Below are 22,749 nucleotides of genomic sequence, written 5' to 3' on the forward strand. Positions count from 1 at the left end.
GCAGACGGTGACGTGCGACGCTCGGCGGCAAGACTCCCGGGGGAGCCACGTGAACGCGGACCTTGGCCGCACCTCGGGCGATGGGTGGAAGTGGAAGCTTTCTCAACCGGAGACGTGAACCAATGATCGTTCGTCCGCTTGTTGCCCTGGCCGCCTTGGCGGCGCCGCTGGCCCTCCACGCCCAGCGCCCGACCCTATCGGACACGACGCGCGCGTACGTCTCGGTGGACGCGCCGGTGGTCGCGATCACCAACGTGACGGTGATCGACGGCACGGGCGCCGGGCCCAGGGCCGACCAGACGGTGATCCTTACCAACGGCCGGATCACGGCGGTGGGCGCGGCGGGCAACACTGCGGTGCCCAGCGGCGCGCGGGTAGTTGACGGGACGGGGCATACATTGATCCCAGGACTGGTGGGGATGCATGACCACACCTTTTACACCACGGCGGCCGGGCGTCGCGCCCAGCTCAACACGAGCGCGCCGCGCCTGTACCTCGCGTCCGGCGTGACCACCGTCCGCACGACAGGATCCATCTCGCCCTATTCGGAGATCTCCCTCAAAGACCAGGTCGAGAAGGGCAAGGTCCCCGGGCCGCGCATGCACATCAGCGGCCCGTACCTCACCGGTCCGGATGACGTCGTCGAGCGGATGCACATCACGAGCCCCGAACAGGCGCGGCGCGTGGTGAACTACTGGGCCGACGAGGGTGCGACCTGGTTCAAGGTCTATACGGAGATCAGCCGCGAGAACCTGCGGGCGATCACCGACGCGGCGCACAAGCGGGGGGTGAAGGTCACCGGCCACCTCTGTTCGGTCGGCTACAAGGAAGCGGTCGAGGCGAATATCGACGCCCTGGAGCACGGGCTGATGGCGAACCTCGAGTACGTGCCGGGCAAGCAGGCGGATCGCTGCCCCGGGCTCGATCGAGCGACCTACCTCAAGCTCGACGTCAACAGCACGGACGTGCAGTCGACCTTCAAGGCCATGATCGCGAAGGGTGTGGCGATGACGTCGACCCTCGCCGTCTATGAGATCTCGGTCCCAGGGCGCCCGCCGCTGGACCCGCGGGTGATGGCCGCGATGAGCCCGGACGTGCAGAAGGAGTATGCCGCCACACGCGAGCGGCTCGCCGCCCAGGCGTCGACGAACACAGCCTCGTTAGGTATGCTCAAGAAGGCGATGGAGTACGAGGTCGCCTTCGTGAAGGCCGGCGGCCTGATGGCCGCTGGCGTGGACCCCACCGGCAATGGCGGGGCGCTCCCGGGCTACGGCGACCAACGCAACTATGAACTCCTGGTGGAGGCGGGGTTCCAGCCAGGCCAGGTGGTGCAGATCATGTCGGCCAACGGCGCGAAGGTGCTTGGCGTCGACAAGGATCTGGGGACGGTCGCCGTCGGGAAGATCGCGGACCTTGTGTTGGTCCGGGGCGAGCTGGCGCGCGACCCCCTGACGATCCGCAACGTGGTGACGGTGTTCAAGGCCGGCGTCGGCTACGATTCACAGAAGCTCATCGACTCGGTGAAGGGCCTGGTGGGCATCCGCTAACTCGCCGTTTCGCGCCGGGGCGCGAAGGCGACCCGCGACTGTGGTCGGCGTGTCGGCCCGCAAGGCGTTCGACAAAATGTAAGTCGAGATGGCGACGCCCTGATCCTTACCCGGGGCAGGGCGTCGCACCGGATGGTCGGCTACCCGTGTCCCGTCGCCTCCATGGCCAGTCGATGGGCCTTGCGGCCCCCGCGATCCGTGGTGTGGTGCGCGGTCTCGTGGTCCAGCAACAGCCGGGCATGGTCGATCGCCCGCGCGGCCAGCGCCCGGGCGCCGTCGCGCAACTCGGCGCTGTGCTTCACCACCTCAACGTTCTGCTCCATGTCCTCCGCACTCCATCCGCGGGAATGGGCGATGTAGGGAAACTGCGGGAAGTGACATCCGATCTCGGCGAAGAAGCCGAGCAGCTGGCCGGCCACCCCCTGCACGTTGTCCTGGCCACCGGTGATGATGAACGCGGCGACCTTGTTCTGCATCAAGACCTTGTTGGCGATCGTCACCTGGTTCTGGACGCAGTTCATGCGCTCGACCATGCGATAGTACAGGGAGCCAGCGTTCCCCCAGCGGATCGGCGTGGCCAGCAGGATCACGTCGGCCCAGTGCACCATCGCTTCATATACCTGGTCCATCTGGTCGGTGGGGTCCATCTGCGTGATGGAACAAGGCCAGGTACAGGCATGGGCGGCCTTGCTGTAGTATCCCTCGCACGGCCGGAACTTGAGCTCCGTCAGCCGGATGGTGCGCGTCTCGGCGCCTAACGTCGCCGCCTGCTCCATGGACACCGCCAACAGGGCGTCGCTGGTCGAATAGCGGGGATGCTCCACGTCCATGTGCGTGGTGGAGATGCCCACCACGCGCACGGGCCCCGCCGCGCGTTCGACCTTGCGCGTTAGGGGGTGCGGCGGATGGTCGCCGTGGGTGCGCTTGCTCACTGCGTCCACCGAGACGAAGACACGCCCACCGTCCACCTTCACGTCATACCTCGGCACGCCATCCGCCTCGTAGCCAGGTTCGCCGAGGCCGGTCCGACAATGGTATTTCCAATGGTGCCAGGGACAGGTGACGTACTCGCCGTCGAGCGACCCGTCGGCGAGGGGGCCGCCGGCATGGTTGCAGACACCGGAGATCGCCCCGAACTCGCCATTGACCCATGTGACAGTGACGCGGGCCGTGCCAACGCGTACGCCCGTCAACGGTTGCCGTTGCAACTCCTCCACAGGGCCGACGTCGTACCAGCGGGTGGTGTCACTCATGTCGAGAGCACAGGATGGAGGGAAGGTCAGGATGGGCGCGCGACGCGCCGAAGGTGCGCCGGCCGCAGGATGCGTTCGAGTTGTGCGAGGCCGAGGTCGACCACAACAGCGAGGAGGGCCGCGGGAATGGCGCCGCTGAACACGAGGCGCGTGTCGGCCAGGGCGAGGCCGGCGACGATGGGGTCGCCGAGGCCACCGGCACCGACAAACGCCGCCAGGGTGGCGGCGCCGACCGTGATCACCGCGGCCGTCCGAACCCCGGCGAGGATCACCGGGACAGCGAGCGGGAGTCGGACCCAGGCCAACCGCTGTCTCGGCGTGGCCCCCAGTGCCTCGAGCGCCTCCACGGCGTCCACGTCGGCATCACGAACCCCCGTGAAGGTGTTGCGGGCGATGGGGTACAGGGCGTACAGCCAGAGGGCGACCAGCGCCGGGACGATGCCTACGCCCAGCAGGGGAATCATGAAGGCCAGCAACGCAATACTGGGAATGGTCTGCAACACGCCTAACGCGGCGAGGATGGGCCCGGCGGCCGCGCGGCGGCGCTCGAGGAAGAGTCCCACCGGCACCGCCACGAGGATGGCCGCCCCCAAGGCGACGACGACGAGGAGCAGGTGTCGCACGAACAGTCGCGCGGTCTCGGCGCGACGTGCCCAGAAGAAGCCCCAGAAGTTGTCGCCGCGTTCGGGTCCCACCGCCCGCGGCGTCCCTTGTCCTTCCACCAGGCCCAGCTCCCCTAACGCACGTCGGGCGACGGCAGCCAGCTCCTCGCGGTCGACCTCCAGTGCCCGGTTCCAGGCGCGCATTTGGGCCACGCCAATGCGGCCGCTCAGCAGGCCGAGTGCGGCGACCACGTCGGGTCGTGTGCGAGCGACCTCCGGTGAGACGAGCGCTGCGGCCTCGTAGGGTGGAAAGAAGCGCCGGTCATCCTCCAGGACCACGAGGTCGTACCTCGCCAGCAGTCCGTCGGTGGAGTATCCGTCGATGACGTCGACGCCACCGGTGGCCAGTGCCTCATACTTGACCGCCGGGGCCAGCGGTCGCACCTCGCGTGGCGTCAGGCCGTAGTGGGATGCCAGCCCACGGAGCCCATCCGGGCGACCAATGAAGTCCGCAGTGAACCCCGCGCGCAGCTCGCCACCGGCGCGCGCAAGGTCGCTCAATGTGCGGAGCTGGTGCTGCGCGGCCGTCTCGCGTCGCACGGCGATGGCATACGTGTTCTCGAACCCGAGGGGTGGAAGCCACAACACGCCGTAGCGCTGTGCGAATTCGCGCGCGACATGGGCAAATGTGGCCTGGGGATTCGCGCGGAGTGGGGCCGGCATCGAGTCCTTGAGCACGGCGAGGAGCCCGGTGCCGGTGTACTCGGGATAGACATCGATGTCCCCGTTGCGCAGGGCACCAAAGGCAATGTCGGTGGAGGCCAGCCCCGGGCGGCGGTCGACGGCGATCCCGCGCGACTCAAGCAGCTGCGCGAAAAGCTCGGCAAGGATGTAGCTCTCGCCAAAGGGCTTGGATGCCACGACGATGGGCCGCGGGGCCTGGGCATGGGCCACGGAGACCGTGGCCGCGAGCAGACATGCCACACGCAGGGACCGCCTCATGCCAGGACCTGCGTGGAGGCGCGGGCGTAGCTGAGGAGTTGTGCGACGTAGGGCGTTGGAGCGCGCTGGAGGTCCGACAGGGTCCCCAACTGTTCAATGCGCCCCTCCTTCATCACGGCAATGCGGTCGGCAAGGCGAGCGGCTTCTCCCAGGTCGTGCGTGACCAGGACCCCGGTAAAGCGACGCTCGCGTCGCAGCAGGAGGAAGGTCTCGTGCAATTCGGCGCGCGAGATGGCATCCAGGGCACCAAAGGGCTCGTCGAGCAGGATGGTCGCCTGGTGGGCGGCGAGGGCACGCGCCAGCGCAGCGCGTTGCCGCTGCCCTCCTGATAGCTGCCAGGGGTACCGCGCGCCGAAGGTCGTGGGTGGGAGCCCGACGAGTGTCAAGGCGTCAGCCGCCCGTGTGGCCGCGTCCTGTAGCTCAAGCAGTGTCGGGACCAGCGCGGTGTTGCGCAGGATGCTCCAATGCGGGAGGAGTCCCCCGTTTTGTGGCACGTAGCCGATGTGACGGCGCAGCGTCGTGACCGGAATGGTACGAATGTCGGTGCCGTCCAGGTGAACGGACCCACCGGTGGGCTCCACCATGCGGTTGAAGCTGCGGAGGAGGGTCGTCTTGCCGGACCCGCTCTGACCAACGATCGCCACCACCTCACCGTCGGCGACCTCGAGGGATACCTCGTTAAGGACACGGAGTGGGCCGAAGTCATGGTGCAGCTGCAATGCGCGCAGGACGGACATGCGCCGAATGTGCCCGAAACCACACGATGGGGGAACCCTTCCGGGGTCCAGACGATTATCGCTAGTTACATGCCCCCGGGAACGACCCATGGGTGCTCCCACCGTGCTCCCCCCACGGAGGTTTCCAGATGACAGCTATTGACATGCGCGGCGCGGTTGATGTAAGCACCGAACTCAGTGGGCGCTTTGCCGACAGCCGCCACCGCACGGAGTTTTTGTGCCGCCCGCTCGCGGTTGAGGACTATGTCGTCAGCAGCATGAGCGACGTGAGCCCGACGAAGTGGCACCTCGCGCATACCTCCTGGTTCTACGAGACCTTCCTGCTGGCAGATCACGACCCGTCCTATCGGTCGCCGCATCCTCGCTACGCCTACCTGTTTAACTCGTACTACGTCCAGGCGGGGGAGCGCCATTGCCGCGCGCAGCGGGGGTTGGTGACTCGGCCGACAGTGGAGGAGGTGTTTGCCTACCGGGCGCACGTGACCGCCGCGGTCGCGCGACTCATTGACCGGATTGCCGGCGATGCGGCGCACCCCGCGTGGGCGATTGTTGAGCTGGGCATCCAGCACGAGCAGCAACACCAGGAGTTACTCCTCACCGATATCAAGCACGTGTTCTGGATGAACCCGCTGCGTCCGGCGTACCGCGAGGTGCTCCCGCGCGGCGAGACCGCGCGTCCGACCGCATGGCGCACGTGCGACGAGGGGGTGCGGGTGATCGGTCATCACGGCGAAGGATTTGCCTTTGACAACGAGGGGCCGGCGCATCGCGTCTTCCTCGAACCCTTTCGCGTCGCCGATCGATTGGTCACCAATGGCGAATACCTCGCGTTCATGGAGGACGGGGGATACCGTCGTGCGGAGTTCTGGTTGTCGAATGGGTGGGCGACGGTGCAGCAGCAGCACTGGCTCTCGCCGCTGTACTGGGAGCACGGTCCGGACGGCTGGCATGAATTCACCCTCGGCGGCGAGGCACCGCTGGACCCGGCAGCGCCCGTCACGCACGTGAGTTACTACGAGGCAGACGCATTCGCGCGTTGGAGCGGGCACCGGTTGCCCACCGAGGCGGAGTGGGAAGTGGTCGCTGCGGAGGCGCCAGTCGCCGGGCGATTTGTCGAGGGCGGCCGGTACCATCCGGGGGCCGCAGGTCCTGGGCTCACGCAGCTCTACGGGGATGTGTGGCAATGGACGCAGAGCCCGTACGTCGCCTACCCGGGTTATGCGCCCAGTGCGGGGGCGATCGGGGAGTACAACGGCAAGTGGATGTGCGACCAGTGGGTGCTGCGCGGCGCCTCGTGCGCGACGCCGGCAACGCATGCGCGTCGCACCTATCGCAACTTTTTTCCCAGCGACGCCCGTTGGCAGTTCACCGGGATTCGACTGGCGGCAGGTGCCGCATGACAATGCCGCAACTCACCTGGCGTCGCGCGCTCGATCCGCAGCGCTCCGCCATGGCGCGCGAGGTGCTCGCGGGGCTGCGTGCCACGCCCAAGGTGGTGTCGCCCAAGTACTTCTACGACGACGTGGGCGCGCGCCTGTTCGAAGCCATCACGCAGCTCCCCGAGTACTATCCCACGCGCACGGAGCTGGAGATCCTGCGCACCCATGCGACGGACATCGCCGGGGCCATCGGCCCGGCCGCGACGCTCGTCGAGTTTGGGAGCGGCGCGGCAGTGAAGGTCAAGCTCCTCCTCGATGCCCTCGAGCGCCCGACGGCCTATGTTCCGATTGACATCTCGTCCGAACAGTTGGTCCGGGTGGCCCTTGAGCGGCGGCGGGAGTATCCCGCCCTCGCCGTGCAGCCGGTGTGTGCCGACTACACCAGCCGCGTCACCTTGCCGTCCCTGGAGGCGGGGTCCCGGCGCGTCGCGTTTTTTCCCGGGTCGACCATTGGCAACTTTCACCCGGCCGAAGCGACCGCATTCCTGAGTCGTGTGCGCGACATGGTCGGCCCCACAGGGGCGATGGTTCTCGGCGTGGACCGACGCAAGGACCCGCGCGTCTTGCATGATGCCTACAATGATGCAGCAGGTGTCACGGCCGAGTTCAACCTGAACGTCCTCGCCCGCCTCAATCGGGAGCTGGACGGGATCTTCGATCTCGACGGGTTCGCGCACCGCGCGTTCTTCAACGACGGGCACAGCCGGATCGAGATGCATCTCGAGTCGCTGTACGACCAGGTCGCCTGGGTGGCCGGGACGTCGGTGGCGTTCGCGCGGGGGGAAACCATCCATACCGAGAACTCCTACAAGTATGATGCAGCCCGCCTGGCGGCGCTGGTGGAGCCGGCGGGGTTCCAGGTGACACGCACCTGGACCGACCCGAACGACTGGTTCTGGGTGGTCCTGCTCGACCCGACGCCCTGCACCCGCTGATGCCCGAGATGACATCCAAGGCCACCGGCGTGCTGATCGATGCGGCCATCATTGGGAGTGGGCAGGCCGCGCCGGGCCTCGCCGTGGCGCTCGCCCAGCGGGGCCAGTCGGTGCGGCTCTTCGAAGCGGCGCAGCTGGGAGGGAGTTGCGTCAACGTCGGCTGCACCCCGACCAAGACCCTGCGCAAGAGCGCACGGATCGCGCACCTGGCGCGCCGAGCCCACGAGTTCGGCGTCACGGTGGGGCCGGTGAGCGTCGACTTCGCCGCTGCCATGGAGCGGATGGCGGGAGTGGTCGCGGCGTCGCGCACTGGGCTCGGGGCGTGGTTGGCCCGCACGTCGGGGGTCGAGGTCGTGTCCGCCCACGCCCGGCTCGACGGGATACACGAAGGCCGGTTTCGCGTGCGGGCGGGCACCGACACCTGGCTGGCGCGGAGCGTCTACCTGAACACCGGGACGCGACCGATCGCGCCGAACATCCCGGGGCTGGCGGATGTGCCCGCGCTGACCAACGATACGTTGCTTGCCCTGCGGGAGCTGCCGCCCCGGCTGTTGGTGCTCGGCGGGTCGTACATCGGCCTGGAACTCGGCCAGATCTTCCGACGACTCGGCAGTGAGGTGTCCATCGTCGAGTATTCCGCCGCCGTGGCCGCGCGGGAAGACGAGGAGGTCTCCGCGCGGATCGCTGCGATGCTGACGGCGGAGGGGATCGCCATTCACGTGGGGCAGGAGGCAATCCGGGTGCGCCAGGAGGAAGGCGACGTGGTCGTCACCGTGCGCGACCGTGCCAGCGGCCATGAGAGTGAGGTGTGGGGGACCCACTTGCTCGTCGCGACAGGACGCCGGCCGAACACGGAGGATGTGGGGCTCGAGACCGTAGGTGTGGCGCGTGATAACCGTGGGTTTGTGCCCACCAACGGAAAGCTGGAGACCGCGGTGCCGGGCATCTGGGCCCTGGGCGACATGAACGGTCGCGGCGCATTTACCCACACCAGCTACCAGGACCACGAGATCGTCGTCGCCAACCTGGACGGTCGCGAGCGGAGCGCGGACGGCCGCATGGCGACGTATGCCATGTTCACCGATCCACCGTTGGGTCGCGTGGGACTCACCGAGCGCGACGCGCGGGCACTGATGGTCGAGGGGCGCCGATTCTTGCTGGCCACGCACGAGATGAAGTTCGTGAGCCGCGCCAAGGAAGAGGGCGAGACCACGGGCGTCATCCGCCTACTGGTTGATGCCGACACCCACCAGTTTGTCGGTGCGACCCTGCTGGGGATCGGGGCCGATGAGGTGGTGCAGGTGATCGGGGCGATGATCGCCGCACGGGCGCCGTTCGAGGTGCTTCGCGATGCCCTGCCGATCCATCCCACCGTGACCGAGTTCTTCCCCACGATCCTCGGGAAGCTGAAACCCCTCGCCTGACAGAGACGACGCACACATGTCCTCTTCGCCCGCCTCGTGGGACGCCATCGATCCCGTGCAGACGCTGCACCTCGTTGACGCACGGCACCAGGTGCATCATGCCCTGCAGTTCGTCTCGGCCCTGGCCCTCTCCTTCCTGCCATCGGCCGCGGATGACTCGCACACCAACCTCGGCTGGGCGCCGCAGATCGGCGCGCTCAAGTCCCGCGGGGTGCCCGCGCCAGGCGGTGAGGTACACCTCGCACTGCGGGTGGCGGACCTGAGCGTACTCGTACGCGCGGATGGTCGCACCCTGGTGGAAGTACCGCTCCACAACACGACGATTGCCGCCGCCCGGGTGTCGGTGGCCAACCATCTCACGGCCCTCGGGTTGAATGGTGGGCGATACACGCTCGAGCGCCACTTCGAGATTCCTGGTCACGCAGTGGCGGAAGGCGTAGTGTTTGACGCGAGCGACCGGCCGGCGTTCCACACTATCGCCGCCAGCCTGGCGAATGCGCATGCGGTCCTTGGCACATTGGCTCGCGAACATGGCGGGTCGGAGGTGCGCCTGTGGCCGCATCATGCGGACCTGGCGACGTTGTTCACCGTGGCGCCTGGGCGTACCACCGGCGCGGGACTCGCGCTCGGCGACGGCTACTACCCGGAACCGTACTTCTATGTGAACGCATATCCGACGCCGGACCGGGACCGGTTGACTGATGAGTTGGCTGGGAGCGGAAGTTGGCACACGCATGAGTGGGTGGGTGCTGTCCTTCCGCTCTCGCGACTTGGCGATGGGGCTGCGGAGCAACACGCCCAGGTGTGTACCTATCTCGATGCCGCACTCGCGGTCACGACGAGGCTCCTCGCGTAGTTGCGTCGCTGCGGGGAACTGAACGCCCATGCTGTGCCTACGTGCGGTCGTGACGATCATCGCATGACCGCCGTGGCACCCCCAACCCTTGCAGGGCATCGCCTCCTTCGTGTCTCTGCCGACCTGTGCCGATGAGCGAGTCCTCGCCTGCACGCCAGAAGCTCGACGATGCCGCCGACGCTCCGCCGGAGTGATGGGTCGGGATGGCCGGGGCACTCGACCGATCGGACCGCATGGAACCGAGCGACCGCTGGCCGGATACAGTCCGGACGTGCACCTTTGCTGCTCATCCCGGAGCTCACGCATGAGATCGTACATCGCGCCATGGCTGCTCGCGGCCACGTTCGCGCTCCCCGTCGATGCGCAATCGCGCCCGCTGGGGCCGGCCGACGCGCAGGTCCTTCCCCCAACGGATACGGCCCGCGTGGCCGTGGGGCAGCTGGCCCCGGACTTCACCCTGGCCACAAAGGAGGGGGGCACGGTCACCCTCTCGGACTACCGGGGAAAGAAGCGTATCATCCTGGTGTTCTATCGGGGCCATTGGTGACCCTACTGCACCCGTCAGCTCGGTGAGCTGAAGAGCCTGCTCGATGACAAACAGCGGAATGACGCTGAACTCCTGGCGCTGGCCATCGACCCGCCCGACTTGCTGCAGAAGATGGCCACCCAGATCGCGACCGACGGGATGCCGGCCAACTTCACCTTCCTGTCGGATCCCGGCCATCGGGTGATCGACCGCTATGGGTTATGGAACCCGGCGGGGCAGGGCTGGCCGCACCCCACGGTGTACGTCATCGACCGCAAGGGGGTGGTGCGCTGGAAGTTCACCGAGGTGAACTACAAGATCCGACCGACCAACGCGATGATTCTCGAGGCGTTAGGCAAGGTGTCGGGGGATCGATGAGGCACTTGGGGTGGGTCGCGGTCTTCCTGGCATGCTCTGGGGCGTCGAGCGGCGGCACGGCGGATCGTGCCCCGCGATTCGTCGCGCAGACGCTGGACACCACCCCGGTCCAGCGCACGCTCGACGACTATCGGGGGCAACCCATCCTGCTCAACGTCTGGGCGACCTGGTGCGACCCCTGTCGTGAGGAAATGCCGAGCATGGAGGCGCTCTACCAGCGCTTCCAAGATCGCGGATTTCGCATCGTCGCTGTCTCGATCGACAGCCCGGACCAGGCCGGACTCGTTCGTGAGTTTGTGGCCGAACATCGACTCACGTTCGACATCCTGCATGACCCGGAAAGTGCGATCATGGGGCAGTATCCGGTGCGGGGGGTGCCACAGTCCTTCCTGATCTCGCGGGACGGTCGCATCGTCGCGACGCGCTTTGTCGCCGACTGGAACTCGCCGGCTTACGTCGCGCTCGTGGACTCCGTGATCGCCCTCGGCCAATGAGGCCGCGGCCCGGCTCCCGGTGAAGTCGTTCTTCGCGCAATTCCTGTCGAGGGGCGACGGAAACCCACCGAATGGATCCGGGATTGATCAGGACATGACGGACCTGCTTGAGGTACTTCGTCGTGAGCGCCCCGATCTTGCCGGGCAGGTCGATCAGGTGGCGACCTATCTGGTGTACAAGCACAGCCCCTGGTGTGGTATCTCCCATCGCGCGGAGGGGGAGGTATCGCGCTTTCGGGTCGCGGAGCCGGACATTCCGGTGGTACAGATCGACGTGATCCACGAGGCGCGGCTCTCGGCCGCGATCGAGGCGGCGCTGCAGGTGCGTCACGAGTCACCGCAAGCGATCCTCATCCACGACGGGCGCGTGGCCTGGCACGATTCGCATGGTCGGGTCACCGGGGCACACCTGCAGGCCGCGGTGCGCGCGCTCTCCTCACGCCATCACACGGCCTGAGCAGGGGACCGACGCCCGCCACCCGGTGCCCGAGCGGCGCCGTCGGTGTTCCTAGCTGCGTTGTGCTCCGACCAGCAGCGCGTTGAAGAGGAACTTGAAGGTGCCGTGCGGCTGCGCTCGCCACAGGATCTGGGGACCAAACAAGAGGACGCGCCCTTTCCCCACCCGCGCCTCGACCGCAGCCACACCGCCCTGGAGGTACCGTTCACCCCAGGCCCATCCCGACCGGAGCGGCGTCGCGGTGTCAAACCAGGCGATCGGTGTGACTCCGCGGGCGGCCGCGTCCGCGCTGAGTTTGAAGACCGGGCTGTCGTCGAAGAAGACATCGACCATGCCCGGCATTCCCGCGGCGGCAGCGTGCGTCGTATCCACCCGCACGCGATGTAACGAGCCTGGCGAGTAGAACGAGGTGCGGGGCAGGGGCTTGCCGTTCTCGGCCAGGTGATCCTCGATCGGCAACTTCAAGAAGGCGGCCAGATTCACCGCGGACTCACCGATGGCCACGACCGTGCCACCCCCTTCAACAAACTCGCGGACGCGGGGGAGGGTCGTATCCACGCTGACGCGTCCCGTGTGCGTGCGGTACTCCGCGGGGAGGTCAGGGATCGGCACGTCGGCCTGGCGCGGGGGACCTGACGGAATGGCACCGTCGACAAATACGAGGGCGTCGAAGGAGGCGCCAAGGGGGCCAGCATTGAGCTGCTGGGCAAAGATGCGCGCGAACGGGAACTCGAACTGCTCGAGGATCCAACGCGTCCATCCCGAGGGCATCGAGCCACCGTACTGGTCCCAGAGGCCGATGCGCGGTACGCGGAGCGGCACCATCGGCGAAGCCACGCGTGCCCGCGTGCCCGTCACCGGAACCCCATGCTCGCGGGCGACGCGTTCCAGCATCCCACGTGTGGACTTGCGCGCGCGCACATGGATCGTGCCCGCGGGCCATGTGACCCCACCCGTCGTCACGGCACTGGTGAGCTGGGACACTCTCTCACCTGCGGCCAACAGGCGGTTCACGGCAATGGCTGTGTTGTTCACACGACGATCCAGCAGGTAGCCAGTGGCGTTCGCGTCGCCCACGACCGTGGTCGCGGGCATCGGGAGGTTCCAGGCATCCACCGTCTCGAACGGTCCGGTGAAGTCCTCGAGCATGCGATCGTACTGCACCCCCATCTGCATCGCGAGCGTCCATCCCGCATTGTCGTACGGTGGCGTCGGCGGCCCCCCGGGTACCGGGAAGACGTCGGGGTGGACCTGCGCCTCGAACATGTCGATGACGTGCGGGCGAAACGCTTGCGCGGTCTTCACGACGAAGGTGCCCGCCGGATACTCCTTGCCCTGCACGGCAAAGTTGCTGCGTGCGCGGAGGATCGCGATGCCGGTCTCGCGCAGGGCGTTGATGAACTTTGTCGCCGTGGGGAAGTCGGGTTGGTTCGCGGGGATGATGTACCCCCGCGGATCACGCAGCTCGGGACGTCGCAGCTCGGCCCACGCCGCTGCCTCGCCCTGCGTTCCACCTCCACTCAGTCGCTGGGCGGCCGTCGCGAGACGCTTGGGGTTGGTCGTCCAGGTGTCGCGACCCCCACGTTCGATTGAGTTGCGCCCCATCCGGTAGATGCCGAAGAGCAGGTTCTCGCGCATGCGCGAGGCGTAGTCCAGCACGGCGCGATTCAGCGAGACCGAGTAATCCACCGACTGGCGCAGGTGCCACGGCCCCGGTGGAATCGGATACGCGAGGTCGGCGCCAGGGAGCTGGCGCTGCGCCACAAACGGGATGCGCATCGGCGTCGGGCTCCCGATCATCTCGGTGAGCAGCGCGATGGTGTTGTGAAAGGCCGCCGTGTTGCGGATCCCGCCATTCCACCAACCGTCGTACGGTCCGCCGGAGCGCATCGTGGCTCCCGGTTTTCCCTCCACCGCCAGGCGCGTGTGCATCGCAGCGCCTAACGACTGGAAGCCCAGCACCATGATCGGGTCGAGGTTGTAGTTGTACGGGTCGCGCAGTGGCGGCGACCAGACCACGGTGCCGGCAGGTCCGGACTGGTGGTGGTTGTACAGCACCTGCGGGAACCACTCGTGGTACAGCACCCGGTTGATGTTCTCGGTTTCGGCCTGGGTCGATGCGAAGAAGTCGCGATTGTTGTCGTGGCCGATGTACTTCTGGTAGAGGCGCGGAATACCGGCGAGGGTCCGCTGGGTCGGTTCGCTGCGACGCATGTACCAATCGGCGACGAGGTCGTTGCCGTCGGGATTGGCATGAACAAACAGGATGATCACGTCGTCGAGCAGGCGGCGCGTTTCTTCGTCGTCGCGGCTCACCATCTGGTAGACCATCTCGCCGAGTTGTTGGGCGCCGAGGGTCTCGGAGGCGTGGAGGCCACCGTCGATCCAGACGACGGCCTTCCCGTCCCGGGCGAGGGCGCGGGCCTCGTCATCGGTGAGGCCTTCGGCCTTGGCCAGCCGTTGGGCGATCGACCGATAGTGATCGATCCGACGGTGATTCTCCGGCGACGTCACGATCGCCATCAGGTGCGGCCGACCCTCGGCGGTCTTCCCGATCTCGCGCACCACCATGCGGTCGGATTCGCGATCGAGGCGGGCCCAGTAGTCGGAGATCTGGCGGTAGTTCGCGAGGAAGTAGTCGTCGCCGAAGTCGTGCCCGAGCGCCTCGCGTGGCGTGGTGATGCGTCCCTGCGCATTGAGGGGGGGGACGAGGGCCATCGCGGCGATCGCGAGGCGGCGCAGGCAGGGCGGGATGGAAATCGGTCGCATCTAGTGAATGTGCGACGGCATTCGCGCCGGAGGAAGAACGGGCGACGACTACGAGGCGTCCAGGAGACGTCGCACCGCGAGCTCCAGCGTGGCTGGCGCCAGCGGACCAATCACGGCGTGCCTGATGACGCCCGCGCGGTCAATGAGGAAGGAGGTCGGGTATCCGCGGACACCGCCGAACACGTTGAGAAACGCATCCGGCACGATGGCCACGGGGTAGGTGATTTCCCGCTCGGCGAGGAAGGCTCGCACCTCGGTCTCGGGGCCGCGGTCGACGGAGAGGCCCACCATGGCGAACCCCCTCGCGCGGTGTCGCTGGTGCATGGCTTCCAGCAGGGGCATCTCGGCCCGACACGGCAAGCACCAGGTCGCCCAGACATTCACGAGCACGACCTGGCCGCGGAGCGAGTCGCTGCCAATCATGGTGCCGGCGAGTGTCTGCGCGGACCAGGTCGGAAGCCGCCGACCGCCCGACTCGGCCCCTACCAGGGCACCGAGGTGGGGGAGCAGGCGCGGGGCAGCCCAGGCCACCAGGAGGAGGGTGACCAGGTTCCCGATCGAAAGGAAGCGCCGCCAAAGCGGTGGGTGAGTCGTCACGCGGTGAAGAATAGCGACCTGCGAGCCAGGGCCCGTGGAGGTAGGTTATCCGCAACCACTACACCGAATCACATGCGTCTTGCCGTCCTCCTTGCCGTTTCCGCCGCCGTGCGCCTCGGGGCGCAGACCAATTACGACACCGTCCAGGTCCGGCCCGTTGAGCTGTCGAAGGGGCTTCACGTCCTCTTTGGCGCTGGCGGCAACATCGGTGTCTCCGTGGGTGAGGATGCCGTGTTCATCATCGACGACCAGTTTGCGCCCCTGACCCCGAAGATCGTGGCCGCGATCCGCACGTTGTCCGACAAGCCGGTAAAGTTCGTAGTGAACACCCACTGGCACTTTGACCACACGGGCGGCAACGAGAACTTCGGCAAGTCCGGCGCGATGATTGTGGCGCACGACAACGTCCGCAAACGCATGTCCACCGAGCAGTTTATGGCGGCGATGAACCGCCGCGAGCCCGCCTCGCCGAAGGCGGCGCTCCCCGTGGTCACGTTCAACGATGGCGTGACCTTTCACATCAATGGCGACTCGATGGTGGTGACGCATGTGCCACCGGCCCACACGGACGGTGACGCGATCATCCACTTCGTGAAGGCGAACGCTATTCATATGGGGGACGCGTTCAACAATACGGGACTGCCGTTCATCGACCTTTCGAGTGGTGGGTCCGTGCACGGCGTGATTGGCGCCGCGGACAAGGCGTATGCGTTGAGCAATGCCCAGACGAAGATCATTCCCGGGCACGGGCAGGTGACCGATCGTAACCGCCTCAAGGCCTGGCGCGACGCCGTGTATGCCGCGCGCGAGCGCATTCAGCAGGAGGTGCGTGCCGGCAAGACCATCGAGCAGGTGCTCGCGCTCAAGGTGACGGCGGCGTACGAGAAGGACTGGCCGGGTGGACACGAGCGATTCGTGCGCGCCGTGTTCGAGGAGTTGAGCCGGCGCTAAACACGGCCGGGCCTGCCGCGGCCTGACGCCTCGCACGGTCGGGGCCGCCAGCGCGCGAGGCGCCCTTGTAGTATGTTGCAGGAGCCCACCTCTTGGCGACCGTTCCTTGGCCGCCCCTCGGAGCGCTCCGCTCCGACCCGACGGCAGGCATCACCGCGCCACTCCGCGCGAGGATTCCCCGCGACCGTGTGCGCCGGTGCCTTCCTCCGCCCTTGTTGTATCCGCCCCACCCGGGCCGCGTCAGCGGGGGTGTCGGACCTCGCTCCACCGCGTGGCGTTGCTGGGAAACCACCTGCCACGCCGCTGCGGCATTGCCACCTTCACGACCGACCTCGCGACGGCGATGGCCGGCGAATATCCGCACTTGGACGCGCTCGTCGTCGCAATGAACGACGTCGGCCGACAGCATGCATACCCGCCAGCCGTGCGCTTTGAGGTCACCGAGAACGACCTGACGTCATACCAACGCGCGGCCGACTTCCTGAACGTCTCGACGGTCGACGTGGTCAGCCTGCAGCACGAATACGGGATCTTTGGCGGGCGCGCCGGGCAGATGGTGCTGTCCCTGCTGGCGGACCTGCGCATGCCGGTGGTGACCACCCTGCACACGATCCTTGCCACGCCGGATGTGGCGCAACGACGCGTGATGGATGAGATCATCCGGTACTCGGAGCGCCTGGTCGTGATGAGCCAGCATGGCGCCGCGTTGCTCGAGGAGGTGCACGGGGTTCCCGCGGCGTCGATTGACGTGATCCCGCACGGCATTCCGGAGTTCATGCTGGCGAGTGGCGACAAGGATCGACTTGGTGTTGCCGGCAAGACCGTCATCCTCACCTTCGGATTGCTGTCACCGGATAAGGGGATCGAATACGTCATCGACGCCCTGCCGGCGATCCTGGCCGTGCATCCGGACACCGTGTACCTCGTCCTCGGCGCCACGCATCCCCACGTGCGGGAGCACCACGGGGAGTCGTACCGCCTCATGCTGGAGGCCCGCGCGCAGGCGTTGGGGGTGGACGGGAGCATCATCTTCCATGACCGGTTTGTCAGTCGGGAGGAGCTGGGGGAGTTTCTGTCGGCTGCGGATGTTTATGTAACGCCGTACCTCAACCTCGAACAGAGCACCTCAGGCACGCTGGCCTATGCGGTCGGGGCGGGCAAGGCGGTCATTTCCACGGAATATCGGTACGCGACGGAGCTGCTCGCCGACGGACGCGGCGTCCTGGTGCCGCGGCGCGATCCGGCAGCGATCGCGACGGCCGTCCTGGCCTTGCGCGGATCGCTGGACCAGGGGAGTGCGATGCGCCAACGTGCGGCCACGTACGGGCGCGCGATGGCGTGGGGGACCGTGGCGCAATCGCACGTGGCGTCGCTCGAACGCGCCGTGCATAGCCATGCCCAGCGACGGCGGACAGCGTTTCGTGCGCGCACGTTGGCCGAGCGTGCGCCGGGACTCCCCGAACTCAACCTCGATCACCTGCACACGCTCACGGATGACACGGGGGTGCTGCAGCATGCGCAGGGGGTCGTTCCGCGATACGCCGATGGCTACTGTCTTGACGACAACGCCCGCGCCCTGCTCCTCATGGCGCGCCTCGATGAGGCGGGCAGTGGCGATCGGCGCCAGGTCCGCGCGCTGACGACACGCTACCTCGCGTTTGTCGCCCACGCCTTCGACCCGACGTCCGGGCGGTTTCGCAACTTCATGGACTATGCGCGCACCTGGGTCCCGGGGGTTGGCTCCGAGGATAGCCATGGTCGGGCGATCTGGGCGCTGGGCGCCATGGCCAGCGGGGCCAGCGATCCCGGGTGCCGCGGTCTCGCCGGCGAGTTGTTCCATGCCTCCCTCCCGGTGCTCGAGGGGTTCACCAGTCCTCGCGCCTGGGCCTACGCCCTGTTGGGCGTGGGGGGATACCTACGAGCCTTCGAGGGGGACCGGGCCGTGCACCGGCTGCGGGGGCAGCTCGCCGAACGGTTGCGCGCCCTGCATGCGGCGGTCAGCACCCCCGAGTGGCCCTGGTACGAAGATCGCCTGACCTACGCCAACGCGCGGTTGCCGCAGGCGCTCCTGGTCGCGGGCGCGGCGATGGGCGATGCCGCCCTCGTCGAGGTGGGCCGCAGTACCCTCACATGGCTGGCGAGGGTCCAACGCAATGATGCGGGCGACTTTGCACCGATCGGCTCCGATGGGTTCTTCGTGCGCGGCGGGGTCGCCGCGCGTTTTGACCAGCAACCGATCGAGGCCTGTGGCATGGTGGCCGCGTGCCTGGACGCGTACCGCATTGACGGGACCTCCGACTGGCTGCGCATCGCACGGGTCGCCTTTGCGTGGTTCCTCGGCCGCAATCCGCTCCACCTGCCGTTGCATGATGCCAGTAGTGGGGGCTGTCGCGACGGCGTGCATGTCGACCGCCTGAACCAGAATCAGGGCGCGGAGTCGACCATCTCCTTCCTGCTCGCCCTGCAAGACATGGAAGCGGCCGAACGCGCCGATCAGGCCCATGCACCCCTCCTTCCCCATCCATGACCGCGCGTCACTACGAAGTCCTGTTCGAGCGCTACCTGCTCAACCCCATCCTGACCGCCGCCCAGTGGCCATACCCGGTCCATTCCGTCTTCAACGCGGGGGCGACGCGCCTGGCTGATGGCACCACGTTGTTGCTTTGTCGCGTCGAGGATCGGCGCGGGCACTCCCACCTCTGTGCGGCGCGCTCGCAGAACGGGGTGGACGGCTGGGTCATCGATCCCCGCCCCACGTTCGAACCTGATCCGGCGCGATTCCCCGAGGAAGTGTGGGGGGTGGAGGATCCGCGCATCACGTACATGGAAGACCTGAAGAAGTATGCGATCGCCTACACCGCCTTCAGTCGAGGCGGTCCGGGGGTGGCGTTGGCCCTCACCGAGGACTTCATCACCTTTGAGCGCTGCGGTCTTGTGATGCAACCTGATGACAAGGACGCTGCGTTGTTACCCCGGCGCATCGGTGGCAACTATGCGCTTCTGCACCGGCCGGCGCATGACTCCGGTTCGCACGTGTGGATCTCCTATTCGCCCGACCTGCGCAACTGGGGCGGCCATCGGCTGGTATTGCAGGCGCGCCGCGGGGCTTGGTGGGACGCCAACAAGGTCGGCTTGTCGCCGCCACTGCTGGAGACGCCACAGGGGTGGCTGATGTTGTACCATGGCGTGCGCCGGACGGCTTCAGGAAGTTTGTATCGCCTCGGGTTGGCCTTGCTCGACCTCGAGCATCCCGAGGTGGTGCTGCGGCGGGGCGCGCTGTGGGTCTTTGGTCCCGAGGAGCCGTATGAACGCGCTGGTGACGTGGGCAACGTCACCTTCCCGTGCGGATACACGATCGGCCCGGACGGCGACACCATGTTCCTCTACTACGGCGCCGCGGACACATGCATTGCCGTGGCGACCGGGAGTGTCGCGCGCTGCCTGCGGTGGCTGGAGGAACACGGGCAGCCCGGGGACGGAACCAACGACTGATCGTCGGTGGTGACGTCAAGCCCCGACGCTCGGTGTGAATTGCCTAACGTGCCTCTGAGCGTGAGGCGTTGCTCATGTGCATTCGTGGTGTGAGGTTGGTCGCGCGTGCGCCGTTCGGCGCCGCGTCCACGCGTCTCCAGGTGCGGATTATCCGCGCCTGCACCCTGGCGCGTTTCGGCGCCCAGGGGCATCACCTCACCCCACCTCACTGGGAGTTCGTTCATGCCTCGGTTCACCTCCTCGTTCCACCCCCTCCTCGTTGGACTCATTGCCGTTGCCGCGTGCAGTGACCGCTCGACGCCGACCCGCCTCGTCGCCCCGGACGCGGTTGCCGACATGGTGCGAGGGCCGGCCGCCAAGATCTCGTACGACGCGAAGTCGGAGGCCGAATACCTGCAGAAGTGGGCGAACATCTACGGCCCGCTGGAACTCGCAGCTGGCGGGACACGCACGGTGGCGTCCAACGGCACCGTGAACGTGCGCGCCGTGCCGTTTCACGTCGGGGCCGATTTCAGCGTCTTCGACCACCTCAAGTACATCGCCGTCAGCACCCAGGAGTTCGCGGTTCCCGCGGTCGGTTCCTTGATGTTCTCGGTACGCGTCGAGGCGGAGACCCCTGGTACCGTCCCTGGCCGCGTCGTGCGTGGGTGCTACGGCGCTCCGTTCTCGTGGACGTCGACGTCGGATCCGTGCGCGTCGCCGTGGTCGGCGGTGGCGCTCGAAGGCCAGCAGGCCGGTGTCGTGCTCAACATGATCAACTTCGCCACGGGCCAGCTCTTCGACTGGTTCGTGTCGTCGAACAAGGTGTTCGCCCTGGTTGAACGCCTTCCGAGCAACGTGACCGGAGTCGGCAGCGTGGGGCTCGACCGTGCATACACGCAGATCGTCAAGGAAGCGAGCATCGTCCCCGGCAAGAAGTACGACCTCGCCATTCGGTACTCCCGCGGCCCCGGCACCTCACGCGTCGAGTATTTCCTCGATGGTGCGCTCTTTACCGCGGTCGATAACGTCGGGGTCCCATTGGACGTCGCCGGGACCCCGTACACCGGGATCTATCCGTCGTACGGTCAGGGCGAAGTGCTGTCCCTCGATTCCTTCGTGATCGGCCACGGTCTGTTCAGCTTGCTCGACGCTTTCCCGTTTCAACATCCGGATCGACCCGACCTCAGCGTGTCGATTCCCATGTCGGAGCGCTTGTTCGGGCAAGGTGCGGATGGCCGGTGGTCGCGATTCCTGGTGACGACGCAGAGTAAGTAGCCCGTCGGCGTGGGGCCGGGTACCGGCCCCACGCGTTTCTCCGCGCCGGAGCTACCTGGGCGGCACGGTGGGTGAACGGGGACTGTCGCCGCCACATGGCAGATCCGGCTACCGCGGCACCTCGGCACGTCGTTCGCCCACCTGCTGCCGCCACATGGCGGCATACAGGCCCCCGCGTTCGACCAACTCGCCGTGCGTTCCCACCTCAACGATCCGGCCGCGCTCCAGCACGTGGATGCGGTCCGCATGCATGACGGTCGAAAGGCGGTGGGCAATCAGGACCGTCACCGCATCCTGCGCGGCACTGATGGCGCGGACCGTCTGCGTCACCTCGTCCTCGGTGAGTGAGTCGAGGGCCGACGTCGCCTCGTCGAACACGAGCAGGTGCGGCCGGCGCAAGAGCGCCCGGGCGATCGAGAGGCGCTGCTTCTCCCCGCCAGACACCTTGACCCCGCCTTCGCCGATGGTCGTATCGAGGCCGCGATCCGCGCGGTCGAGCAACCCCTGCGCGGCGGCCCGGCGCAGCACCGCAAGGCACTCGGCGTCGGTGGCGCCCGGCTTCACGAAGCGCAGGTTGTCGCGAATGGTCCCCGAAAAGAGCTGCGTGTCCTGGGTGACCAGGCCGATCCGCTCGCGAAATCGGCCGAAATCGATGCGGTCATGCGGCGTGCCGTTGTACCGGATGTGGCCTGCAGCGGGAGTGTAGAGTCCGACCAACAGCTTGACCAGGGTGGTCTTGCCCGAGCCGGAGGGGCCGACGAAGGCGATGGTCTCCCCGCGCCGCACGACGAAGGAGATGTCCATCAACGCAGGGGCGACGGCCGTCTTGTGCGCGAAGGTGACCGCGTCGAAGCGCAGTTCGTCGAGCGTGTCCACCGCGACGGGATCGGATGGCACGGGATCCACCGGGATCGCGAACAATGCCTGCACGTTGGCCATCGACGCCTCGGTTTCGCGCCAGGTGTTGATCACGTTCCCCATTTCCTGCAGCGGCGACAGGATGAACAACGATTGCATGAACAGCGACAGGAACTCCCCGACGGTCACCTCGCCGCGATAGACGAGGACGAGCATGAGGAGGAGGATGCCCGTCCGCACCAAGTTGACCGACGTGCCCTGCACGAAGGAGAGCGAACGGAGGTAGCGGATCTTCTTGAGTTCCAGCCGGAGGATGGCGCGGGTCGTGGCATTCAGGCGGTCGACCTCCTGTTCCACCAGCCCCAGGCTCTTGACCAACTCGATGTTGCGCAACGACTCGGTGGTGCTCCCGGCGAGCGCGGTGGTCTCGCGCACGATCTCCTTCTGGATGGGCTTGATCCGCCGGCTGAGCACCAGGCTGAGGAGGCCGAGCAGGGGCACGGCAATGAGGAACGCTGGCGCCACGGCCCAGTGGATCGTCCACGCATAGGCGGTGACAAAGACGATCCCGACCAAGGTCATGAACGCGACGTTGACCAGCGAGGCGACGAACTTCTCCACGTCCGCGCGCGCGCGCAGCAGGCGGCCGAGGGTCTCCCCGGAGCGCTGGTCCTCGAACGCCACGAACGGCAGGGCGAGTGCGTGGCGAATGCCGTCCGTATAGAGGCGCGTGCCGACGCGCTGCGTGATGATGTTCACGCAGTAGTCCTGGAAGTTCTTGGCGATGCGGGACACGAGCGCGACGCCGACCAGGGCAGCGAGCAGTTGCCCCACACCACGGTAGAACACGTCGGCGGGAAGCTCGGCGTGCCGCATGGCATACCGGTCGACGAGGTACCGGAAGATCAGCGGGTCCAGGAGCGCGAAGACTTGGTTGATCGCGGCCAGGGTGAGGGCCACGGCGACGAGGCCGGAGTTGCGTCGCAAGTAGCCGAGCAGGAGATCCATGCAGGGAAAGCTGGGGCCCTGCGGTGGATCGAGGAACGGGCAAACAGATGCGGCACGAGCGGTACGAGCGGCACGAGCAGCACGAGCGGTACGAGCGACGCAAGCGGTCTGCTCGGCGCGCCTGCGTCAACTGACTTTCGGGCCCGTCAAAGGCGCGCGGGGGGCCG

The 22,749-nt window shown here is 67.1% G+C and carries 19 protein-coding genes; 13 read left to right on the top strand and 6 right to left on the bottom strand.

Features of this window, described 5'->3' with window-relative positions; translation table 11 throughout:
- Positions 1 to 80: 80 nt before the first annotated feature.
- Positions 81 to 1,547 carry an amidohydrolase family protein gene (locus tag IPK85_22970; GenBank protein MBK8250227.1) on the top strand — a complete coding sequence of 489 codons (1,467 nt, stop codon included), beginning with the start codon at positions 81 to 83 and terminating at the stop codon, positions 1,545 to 1,547.
- Between the two features lie 140 nt (positions 1,548 to 1,687).
- Here IPK85_22970 and IPK85_22975 read toward each other — a convergent pair whose 3' ends face one another.
- Genes IPK85_22975 through IPK85_22985 form a run of 3 tightly spaced genes read right to left on the bottom strand, consistent with a single transcriptional unit; the run spans position 1,688 to position 5,141 of the window.
- The gene (locus tag IPK85_22975) at positions 1,688 to 2,800 is read right to left on the bottom strand and encodes an NAD(P)H-dependent oxidoreductase (protein ID MBK8250228.1); all 1,113 of its coding nucleotides are present in this window, start codon (positions 2,798 to 2,800) and stop codon (positions 1,688 to 1,690) included.
- A gap of 26 nt (positions 2,801 to 2,826) precedes the next feature.
- The gene (locus IPK85_22980; GenBank protein ID MBK8250229.1) at positions 2,827 to 4,404 is read right to left on the bottom strand and encodes an ABC transporter permease subunit; all 1,578 of its coding nucleotides are present in this window, start codon (positions 4,402 to 4,404) and stop codon (positions 2,827 to 2,829) included.
- Positions 4,401 to 5,141 carry an ATP-binding cassette domain-containing protein gene (locus IPK85_22985; protein MBK8250230.1) on the bottom strand — a complete coding sequence of 247 codons (741 nt, stop codon included), beginning with the start codon at positions 5,139 to 5,141 and terminating at the stop codon, positions 4,401 to 4,403. Before IPK85_22985 ends, IPK85_22980 begins: the two co-directional genes overlap by 4 nt.
- 143 nt (positions 5,142 to 5,284) lie before the next feature.
- On the opposite strand from IPK85_22985, the gene IPK85_22990 reads away from it, so the two are divergent.
- The 8 genes from IPK85_22990 (at position 5,285) to ytxJ (ending at position 11,650) form a co-directional block, all read left to right on the top strand.
- A complete protein-coding gene (locus IPK85_22990; protein MBK8250231.1) occupies positions 5,285 to 6,541 on the top strand; it encodes an ergothioneine biosynthesis protein EgtB in 1,257 nt (418 codons plus the stop codon).
- Entirely contained in the window at positions 6,538 to 7,515 is a 978-nt protein-coding gene (egtD, locus tag IPK85_22995; GenBank protein MBK8250232.1) for an L-histidine N(alpha)-methyltransferase, read from the top strand. Before IPK85_22990 ends, egtD begins: the two co-directional genes overlap by 4 nt.
- 8 nt (positions 7,516 to 7,523) lie before the next feature.
- Positions 7,524 to 8,939 (top strand): mercuric reductase, encoded by a 1,416-nt coding sequence (locus tag IPK85_23000; protein ID MBK8250233.1) that lies wholly within the window; start codon positions 7,524 to 7,526, stop codon positions 8,937 to 8,939.
- Positions 8,940 to 8,955: 16 nt separating this feature from the next.
- Positions 8,956 to 9,795, top strand: a complete 840-nt coding sequence (locus IPK85_23005) for a hypothetical protein (GenBank protein MBK8250234.1) — start codon at positions 8,956 to 8,958, stop codon at positions 9,793 to 9,795.
- Positions 9,796 to 10,099: 304 nt separating this feature from the next.
- Complete coding sequence (locus IPK85_23010; protein MBK8250235.1) at positions 10,100 to 10,342, top strand: redoxin domain-containing protein; 243 nt, start codon at positions 10,100 to 10,102, stop codon at positions 10,340 to 10,342.
- 27 nt (positions 10,343 to 10,369) lie between these two features.
- Complete coding sequence (locus IPK85_23015) at positions 10,370 to 10,699, top strand: redoxin domain-containing protein (GenBank protein ID MBK8250236.1); 330 nt, start codon at positions 10,370 to 10,372, stop codon at positions 10,697 to 10,699.
- Positions 10,696 to 11,193, top strand: a complete 498-nt coding sequence (locus IPK85_23020; protein MBK8250237.1) for a TlpA family protein disulfide reductase — start codon at positions 10,696 to 10,698, stop codon at positions 11,191 to 11,193. The genes IPK85_23015 and IPK85_23020 overlap by 4 nt, the downstream gene beginning before the upstream one ends.
- 94 nt (positions 11,194 to 11,287) lie before the next feature.
- Positions 11,288 to 11,650 (top strand): bacillithiol system redox-active protein YtxJ, encoded by a 363-nt coding sequence (gene ytxJ / locus IPK85_23025; GenBank protein ID MBK8250238.1) that lies wholly within the window; start codon positions 11,288 to 11,290, stop codon positions 11,648 to 11,650.
- A gap of 51 nt (positions 11,651 to 11,701) precedes the next feature.
- On the opposite strand, the gene IPK85_23030 is transcribed toward ytxJ, so the two are convergent.
- Both IPK85_23030 and IPK85_23035 read right to left on the bottom strand, forming a co-directional pair.
- Positions 11,702 to 14,419, bottom strand: coding sequence for a peptidase (locus tag IPK85_23030; GenBank protein ID MBK8250239.1), 2,718 nt, complete (start codon positions 14,417 to 14,419; stop codon positions 11,702 to 11,704).
- A gap of 48 nt (positions 14,420 to 14,467) precedes the next feature.
- Positions 14,468 to 15,016, bottom strand: a complete 549-nt coding sequence (locus IPK85_23035) for a TlpA family protein disulfide reductase (protein MBK8250240.1) — start codon at positions 15,014 to 15,016, stop codon at positions 14,468 to 14,470.
- A 72-nt stretch (positions 15,017 to 15,088) separates the two neighbouring features.
- On the opposite strand from IPK85_23035, the gene IPK85_23040 reads away from it, so the two are divergent.
- The 4 genes from IPK85_23040 to IPK85_23055 all read left to right on the top strand — a co-directional run bounded on the left by IPK85_23040 (position 15,089) and on the right by IPK85_23055 (position 20,716).
- Positions 15,089 to 15,967 (top strand): MBL fold metallo-hydrolase, encoded by an 879-nt coding sequence (locus IPK85_23040; protein ID MBK8250241.1) that lies wholly within the window; start codon positions 15,089 to 15,091, stop codon positions 15,965 to 15,967.
- 343 nt (positions 15,968 to 16,310) lie between these two features.
- On the top strand, positions 16,311 to 18,494 hold the full coding sequence (locus tag IPK85_23045) for a glycosyltransferase family 4 protein (GenBank protein MBK8250242.1): 2,184 nt from the start codon (positions 16,311 to 16,313) through the stop codon (positions 18,492 to 18,494).
- Positions 18,491 to 19,459: a glycosidase gene (locus IPK85_23050; protein MBK8250243.1), complete on the top strand. Its 969-nt coding sequence runs from the start codon at positions 18,491 to 18,493 to the stop codon at positions 19,457 to 19,459. The genes IPK85_23045 and IPK85_23050 overlap by 4 nt, the downstream gene beginning before the upstream one ends.
- Positions 19,460 to 19,681: 222 nt before the next feature.
- Positions 19,682 to 20,716, top strand: a complete 1,035-nt coding sequence (locus IPK85_23055) for a hypothetical protein (protein ID MBK8250244.1) — start codon at positions 19,682 to 19,684, stop codon at positions 20,714 to 20,716.
- Positions 20,717 to 20,824: 108 nt separating this feature from the next.
- Here IPK85_23055 and IPK85_23060 read toward each other — a convergent pair whose 3' ends face one another.
- Positions 20,825 to 22,582 (bottom strand): ABC transporter ATP-binding protein, encoded by a 1,758-nt coding sequence (locus IPK85_23060; GenBank protein ID MBK8250245.1) that lies wholly within the window; start codon positions 22,580 to 22,582, stop codon positions 20,825 to 20,827.
- Positions 22,583 to 22,749 lie beyond the last annotated feature (167 nt).

This window comes from Gemmatimonadota bacterium (genome assembly GCA_016712265.1).
GTDB lineage: Bacteria > Gemmatimonadota > Gemmatimonadetes > Gemmatimonadales > Gemmatimonadaceae > RBC101.